General features: G+C 68.9%; 5 protein-coding genes. 4 read left to right on the forward strand and 1 reads right to left on the reverse strand.

Annotated elements, in window-relative coordinates; genetic code table 11:
• The first annotated feature begins 30 nt into the window (after positions 1 to 30).
• On the forward strand, positions 31 to 681 hold the full coding sequence (locus ACMUOO_RS15745) for an SDR family oxidoreductase (RefSeq protein WP_413855706.1): 651 nt from the start codon (positions 31 to 33) through the stop codon (positions 679 to 681).
• Between the two features lie 44 nt (positions 682 to 725).
• Here the strand turns inward: ACMUOO_RS15745 and ACMUOO_RS15750 are convergent, their stop codons facing one another.
• Complete coding sequence (locus ACMUOO_RS15750; protein WP_301919206.1) at positions 726 to 2,231, reverse strand: pyruvate kinase; 1,506 nt, start codon at positions 2,229 to 2,231, stop codon at positions 726 to 728.
• Between the two features lie 199 nt (positions 2,232 to 2,430).
• Between ACMUOO_RS15750 and ACMUOO_RS15755 the strand changes: the two genes are divergently transcribed.
• The 3 genes from ACMUOO_RS15755 to ptsP form a co-directional block, all read left to right on the forward strand.
• The gene (locus ACMUOO_RS15755; RefSeq protein WP_413855708.1) at positions 2,431 to 3,690 is read left to right on the forward strand and encodes an aspartate kinase; all 1,260 of its coding nucleotides are present in this window, start codon (positions 2,431 to 2,433) and stop codon (positions 3,688 to 3,690) included.
• A 239-nt stretch (positions 3,691 to 3,929) separates the two neighbouring features.
• Entirely contained in the window at positions 3,930 to 4,820 is an 891-nt protein-coding gene (locus ACMUOO_RS15760; RefSeq protein WP_301919207.1) for a DMT family transporter, read from the forward strand.
• Positions 4,821 to 4,970: 150 nt separating this feature from the next.
• A partial coding sequence (ptsP, locus tag ACMUOO_RS15765; RefSeq protein ID WP_413855707.1) for a phosphoenolpyruvate--protein phosphotransferase occupies positions 4,971 to 7,177 on the forward strand: 2,207 nt, incomplete at its 3' end.

Raw genomic sequence — 7,177 nt, forward strand, 5'->3', positions numbered from 1 at the left:
GAGCATTTCCGGACAGAAGGAGGCGGCGGGATGGAAGTTCTGATCAGCGGTGCGCAGCGTGGCGTCGGCAGGGGGCTGGCCGATGCCCTTGCCGCGCGCGGCGATCGTGTCACCGGCACCTCGCGCCGGCCGGAACCGGGACCGCGGATGCTGGAGCTCGACGTGACCGACGCCGGGTCCGTCAGGGCCATGGCGGCGGGCTTCGGCGACGGGCCGCTCGACCTTCTCGTCTGCAACGCCGGCATCTATCCCGACAAGGGCCAGCGCCTCGACACCGGGTTTCCCGCCGGGCTCTGGGCCGAGACCTTCGCGGTGAACGTGACCGGCGTCTTCCTGACCGTGCAGGCGCTGTTGCCCAATCTGCGGAGGGCGCGCGGCAGGGTGGCGATCCTGGCCTCGGCCATGGGTTCGGACACCCGCGCGCCGGGGGGAAGCTACATCTACCGCGCTTCCAAGGCGGCGGCGCTGAATCTCGGGCGCAACCTTTCGGCCGATCTCAAGGCCGAGGGGATCGCCGTAGGTATCTACCACCCCGGCTGGGTACGGACCGACATGGGCGGGCCCGCGGCCGACGTTACGGTGGCGGCATCAGCCGCGGGACTTCTCGCCCGATTCGACGCGCTCAGCCTGGCGACAACAGGGGTCTTCGAGGACTACCTCGGCCGGGCGATCCCGTTCTGAACCGGCCGCGGCCGAAGTCATCCTCGCTCCGCGCACCCGCGCACTCAGCCCGGATCACGCCAGGCGCCCAGCGGGCCGAGCCAGGCGAATTTCTTCTTCTGGTGGCGATCCATCCGCATCAGGATGCCGCGCAGGAAGGCCAGCGCCTCGGGTAAGTAGGGCCCCTTGTTCAGCATCACGCATTCGGCGCGCTGGCCCATCGCGGCATCGGTCGTCTCGGCGCGGCTCGCCTGGCCCTCGTGGAGGAGTCCGTCGAGCACCTCCGTCGCCCAGACGACTGGCACCGAGGCCGCCTCGCAAAGCCAGAGGATCTCCTCCTGGATTTCCGACAATCGCTCGAAGCCGATCTCGACCGCGAGGTCGCCGCGCGCGATCATCACCGCGACCTCAGCCGCGCCGCCCGCCCGCACGACAAGCTCGGGCAGGTTGCGCACCGCCATCGGCGTCTCGATCTTAAGCATCAGCGCGGGACGCGCGCCGCCGCGCGTCTCGGCGTCCAGCGCGTCAACCACGGTGTCGATGTCCGCGACCGTCTGCACGAAGCTCAGTCCGACGATGTCGGCGTTGCGGGCGACGAAGCCGAGGCAGGCGCGGTCGTGATCGGTGAGCGCGGGAATGGCGAGGTCCGCCCCCGGCAGGTTGACACCCTTCCCCGGCTTCAGCTTCACGCCCTTCGCGCGGGCGCCCGTGACCTCCAGCACAACCGCGCCCGCCTCCGTGCACTCGACGACGCGGGCGCGGAGCTTGCCGTCGTCGAACCAGACCGTTACGCCGGGATGCATCATCGCGGCAAGTTCCGGGTGGCTGATCGAGACCGCGGCCATCCCCGTCACCTTTCCGGCATCGGCGGCAATGGCGAAGCGCTCGCCCGCCATCAGCCGGACCTTTTCGGATACCGCGACGGTGCGGATCTTCGGACCCGCGAGATCCATTGCCACCGCGATCTCGCGCCCCGCCGCGCGTCCGGCTGCCTTCGCATGGGCGATCATCGCCGCCCAGTCCTCGGGCGCGTCATGGGCGCAATTGATGCGCACGCAGTCGACCCCCTCGGCGACGAGGCGCGCGACGAACGCGGGGTTGTCGGCCGCGTCCGAAGGCAAGGTGGCCATGATGCGGGTCTCGGGGCTGCCGGGTGTCATGCCCGGCCCGAAGATCCGGTCGCGGCGGGCGGCAAGCATCCGCGGCCCCTCGGCGAAGCGCGCGGGATCGGGAAAGACTGCGCCGGCGGCACCTGCGATCGCGCTCAGGGCGCCAAGCACGGCCTCCACAGAGGCCGCCACATGCGCCTCCGCCCGGCCGAGAGAGGAGAGGCCGAGCGCCGCCAGCCGGGTCTGGAACGGCCTGAGGTCGGCATGTCGCAGCGCAAGGTAGGCGGCGAGGTTCGCGGCGGATTCGGCAAATCCCGCGCGTCCGATCCCCGGTGCCCAGCGCGCCTCGCGCGCCTCGGCCTCGGCCCGGATCGCCGCCACGACCGGCGCCATCTCCGCCAGCAGGGTCCGCGCGACGCCGGCCGCGCCCGATGTGCCAAGGTTCTCGCCCGCCCCGTCCATCACCGCCTCCGGGTTTGCCACACCTTCCGATTAGACCGGGACTGCGACAGCCGTGTAACAGGTGCCCGCACCAGATCTGCGACACGCCGCCCGGGGACCGGCACTGCCCCCGCAATCCGCTTGCATGGACGCCCCCCCGCGCATAAGAAGCGCGCGGTTTGGCTTGAGGCGCGTCATGCGCGGGAACTGGGGGGCCGGAATGCCGCTTCTCGTGATGAAATTCGGCGGCACCTCTGTGGCCGATCTCGACCGCATCGAGAACGCCGCCCGGAAGGTCAAGCGCGAGGTGGAGCGCGGATACGATGTCATCGTCATCGTCTCTGCCATGTCGGGCAAGACCAACGAGCTCGTCGGCTGGGTGGAAGCGACCTCGCCCCTCTACGACGCGCGCGAGTATGACGCGGTGGTGGCCTCCGGCGAGAACGTGACCGCCGGCCTCATGGCGCTGCGCCTGCAGGAAATGGACGTGCCGGCGCGGTCCTGGCAGGGCTGGCAGGTGCCGATCAACACGACCTCGGCCCATGGCGCGGCGCGTTTCGTCTCGATCCCGCGCGACAACATCGACCAGAAGTTCGCCGAGGGCTTCAAGGTCGCGGTGGTGGCGGGCTTCCAGGGCCTGAGCCACGAGGGCCGCGTCACCACGCTAGGCCGCGGCGGCTCGGACACGACCGCCGTCGCCTTCGCCGCCGCCTTCGGGGCGGAACGCTGCGACATCTACACCGACGTGGACGGCGTCTACACGACCGACCCGCGCATCTCGTCCAAGGCGCGCAAGCTCGACCGCATCGCCTTCGAGGAGATGCTGGAGCTTGCCTCGCTCGGCGCGAAGGTGCTGCAGACCCGCTCGGTCGAGCTTGCCATGCGCTACAACGTGCGCTTGCGCGTACTGTCCTCGTTCGAGGACACCGACGAGAATTCTGGAACGCTGGTCAGCGGCGAGGAGGAAATCATGGAATCGAAAGTCGTCTCGGGCGTCGCCTATTCGCGGGATGAGGCCAAGATCACCCTCTTCACGATCGAGGACCGCCCCGGCGTGGCTTCTGCGATCTTCGGCACGCTGGCAGATGCCGGCGTCAACGTCGACATGATCGTGCAGAACATCTCGGAAAAGGACTATGACGCCGCCCACCCGGGGGCCGTGACCGACATGACCTTCTCCTGCCCGGTGAACCAGGTGCCCCGCGCCCAGAAGGCGATCGAGGATGCGATGGCGGCGGGCAAGATCCAGTACGACGAGCTGATCATCGACACCGATGTCGCCAAGGTCTCGGTCGTCGGCATCGGCATGCGCAGCCACGCCGGCGTCGCCGCCAGGATGTTCGCGGCACTCTCCGCCGAGAATATCAACATCAAGGTCATCTCCACCTCCGAGATCAAGATTTCGGTGCTGATCGACCGCAAGTACATGGAACTCGCCGTGCAGGCGCTCCATGACGCCTTCGAACTGGAAAGGGCCTGACGCGGCCGCGCCCCGGCAGGCCCCGCGCCGGACAGATCCGGTTTCCGGCAGCGTCCCGAGGTCATGCGCGGCGGATCGCATCCGGCAGCCGTCAGCACCACCGCGGCCACGCCTGAGCGCCCGCCCGGGACCCGGCTCCGCAGGCTGGAACATGTTTCGCGACATGCCCGGTCGAAAACGGCTCAGCGACCTGCCGTCGGTGCACTAGGGTTGCCCGGGGGGCACGGACGGCAGGCAGAATGGCAGACGCATCGACGGGGACGGACACGCGGGGGCTGGCGCTCGCCGCGATGATGATGGCGGCCGTGTCCTGGGCCGTGGCGTTCCCGATGGTGACAATCGCGCTCGAGGTCATGACGCCGCTGCCGCTGACGGCGATACGCTTCGTCAGTGCGGGGTTTCTGGCGATCGGCTGGGTGGCCTGGGCTCGCCCGTCGTTTCCGCACAGACGCCGCATCCCGCGCTATCTTGCCGCGGCCTTCCTCGGCTCTGCAGGCTACAGCGTCCTCAACAACATGGGCCAGTCCACGGTCTCGGCCGGCGCCGCCAGCTTCATCAGCAACATCATTCCGATCCTGACGGCGCTGATCGCCTGGCCGGTGCTTGGCGAACGGTTGAATCGCGCCGGCTGGGCCGGCTGCGCGATCGCCTTCGGCGGCGTGAGCTACGTCGCCGTGGGCCAGCCCGGGGGTCTCGCCTTCGGTGCGGGTGCCATGTTCATCTTCCTGGCCTCGCTCTCGGCGGCGCTCTATTTCGTCGTGCAGAAACCGTTGATCGAGGAGGATGGCGCCCTCGCCTGCACCGCCTGGACTCTCGTTTTCTCCGGCCTGTTCCTGCTGCCGTGGTTTCCCGCGGCACTGGTCGAAGCCGGGCCGGCGGCCTCCCGCGTCCATATGTCGATCGCAGTGCTGATCCTGCTTCCGACGGTGGTCGCCTATGCCGGTTCGATCTACGCGCTCGGCAAGCTGCCCATCGCGGTGACCACGGCGCTGGTCTACCTCGTCGCCCCCATGGCCGCGCTTTTCGCCTTCCTGTTTCTCGGCGAGGTTCCGACGGTCGCGACCCTCGTCGGCGGTGCGCTCGCCATTCTCGGGACGGTCATCGTGGCGCGCTGGGGCAAGACGGCCTAGACGCCGGGCGCCGCCCCGGTTCGCGCAAGGCGAACACCCGTCAGCCCGGAGATTTCGCAATCGAAGCCAGATCATCGAGGAAAAACGGTGGGCACTCCCCATTTGTGATCGCTTCGCCTATAGAAAGGGAAACACCGATCGGTCGAGGACATGCCTGAACGGACGGAAAGCGAAAGCCGCAAGCTCCTCAGGCGCTTGCGCGACAGTCTTGCGGAACCCGGCGCAGGCCAGGAGCGGCTCGACCGGATCACCCATATCATTGCGGATTCGATGCGCTGCGAGGTCTGCTCGATCTACCTCTTCCGCGACGAGGACACGCTCGAACTCTGCGCCACGGAGGGGCTGAAGAAGGAGTCGGTCCACAAGACGCGGATGCGCATCGGCGAGGGTCTCGTCGGCCGCGTCGCCCGGACACTCGCGCCCGTCAACACCGCCAACGCGCCCGCCGAGAAGGGCTTCCGCTACATGCCGGAAACGGGCGAGGAGATCTATTCCTCCTTCCTCGGCGTGCCGATCCAGCGCGTCGGCGAGAAGCTCGGCGTCATCGTGGTGCAGTCGAAGACCGCGCGCGAATTCTCGGTGGAGGAGGTGGACGCGGTCGAAGTCGTCGCCATGGTGCTGGCCGAGATGACGGAACTCGGCGCCTTCGTCGGCGACGGCGGCGCCATGGCGGGGCTGCATAAGCGCCCGGTGACGATCCGGGGCGCCACCGCGCAGGAAGGCGCGGCCGAGGGGCGGGTCTGGCTGCACGAGCCGCGGGTAGTGGTCACGAATCCGGTCGCCGACGACCCCCTGACCGAGATCGAGCGCATCCGCGCCGCGGTCGGTGTGCTTCGCGTGTCGGTCGACGACCTTCTCGCCGCCGAGAGCCTCGACAAGGAACAGAAGCAGGTCCTCGAGGCCTACCGGATGTTCGCCCATTCGCGTGGCTGGGTCCGGCGGATGGAGGAGGACATCACCCGCGGCCTTTCGGCCGAGGCAGCGGTGGAAAAGGAACAGTCCACCGCCCGCGCGCGGCTCGAAACCGTGCCGGACCCCTATCTGCGCGACCGGCTCCATGACCTCGACGACCTCTCGAACCGGCTGCTGCGCATCCTCACCGGCCAGGGCAAGGATACCGGGGCCGAGATGCCGGAAAGTCCGATCCTCGTCGCCCGCAACATCGGCCCGGCGGAGCTTCTGGACTACGGCCGCAGGCTGAAGGGCGTGGTGCTGGAGGAAGGCTCGGTCGGCAGCCACGCAGCCATCGTCGCCCGCGCGCTCGCCATTCCGCTCGTCATCCATGCCGACCGGATCACGGCCGAGGCGCTGAACGGCGACCCGATCCTCGTCGATGGCGACCAGGGGATCGTGCATCTCAGGCCCGAGGACACGGTGGCCGCCGCCTTCCGCGACAAGATCGCGATGCAGGCGGCGGCACAGAACCGCTACGCCAGTCTGCGCGACCTGCCGGCCGAGGCGAAGTGCGGCACGCGGATTTCGCTTCACATGAACGCGGGCCTGATGGCCGACCTGCCCTCGCTCACGGGGTCGGGGGCGGAGGGCGTCGGCCTCTTCCGGACGGAGCTTCAGTTCCTCATCCGCGCCCATGTGCCGAAGCGGTCGGAACTCGCCGCGATCTATTCCAGCGTTCTCGACGCCGCGAAGGGCAAGCGGGTCGCCTTCCGCACGCTCGACATCGGCTCGGACAAGGTCCTGCCCTACATGAAGCGCGTGGAAGAGCCCAATCCAGCCATGGGCTGGCGGGCGATCCGCGTCGGCCTCGACAAGCCCGGTGTGATGCGGATGCAGCTTCAGGCGCTGATCCGCGCCGCCGGGGGACGCCCGCTCACCGTGATGTTCCCTTTCGTCGCCGAAGTCGACGAGTTCCGCCGTGCGCGCCAGATGCTGATGGACGAGATCGGACGCGAGCGCGCACTCGGCCATGCCTTGCCCGAGAGCCTGGAAATCGGCGCAATGCTGGAGACGCCCTCGCTCGCCTATGCGCCCGACGCCTTCTTCGAGATGTGCGACTTCATCTCCATCGGCGGCAACGACCTGAAGCAGTTCTTCTTCGCCGCCGACCGCGAGAACGAGGCGGTACGCCGCCGCTACGACGTCCTCAACACGAGCTTCCTGCGCTTCGTCCGCCACATCGTCGCGCGCTGCGCGGCGGCGGACACGCCCTTGTCGTTCTGCGGCGAGGACGCCGGCCGGCCGGTGGAGGCGCTCTGCATCGCCGCGCTCGGCGTGCGCACGCTTTCGATGCGGCCGGCCTCCGTCGGCCCGGTCAAGCACCTGATCCGCCGGGTGGACCTGACCGAGCTTCGCGCGCTCATCGAGCGCGAATGTACCACCGGTGCCGCCAACCTGCGGCC

It is taken from the genome of Albidovulum sp., assembly GCF_041919395.1.
Taxonomy (GTDB): Bacteria; Pseudomonadota; Alphaproteobacteria; order Rhodobacterales; family Rhodobacteraceae; genus Albidovulum.

What these genes read in the sequence shown, in the direction of transcription:
- ACMUOO_RS15745 (WP_413855706.1), top strand. Translation starts at nt 31, where the DNA reads ATGGAAGTTCTGATCAGCGGTGCGCAGCGTGGCGTCGGCAGGGGGCTG.
- ACMUOO_RS15750 (WP_301919206.1), bottom strand. Translation starts at nt 2,231, where the DNA reads ATGGACGGGGCGGGCGAGAACCTTGGCACATCGGGCGCGGCCGGCGTC.
- ACMUOO_RS15755 (WP_413855708.1), top strand. Translation starts at nt 2,431, where the DNA reads ATGCCGCTTCTCGTGATGAAATTCGGCGGCACCTCTGTGGCCGATCTC.
- ACMUOO_RS15760 (WP_301919207.1), top strand. Translation starts at nt 3,930, where the DNA reads ATGGCAGACGCATCGACGGGGACGGACACGCGGGGGCTGGCGCTCGCC.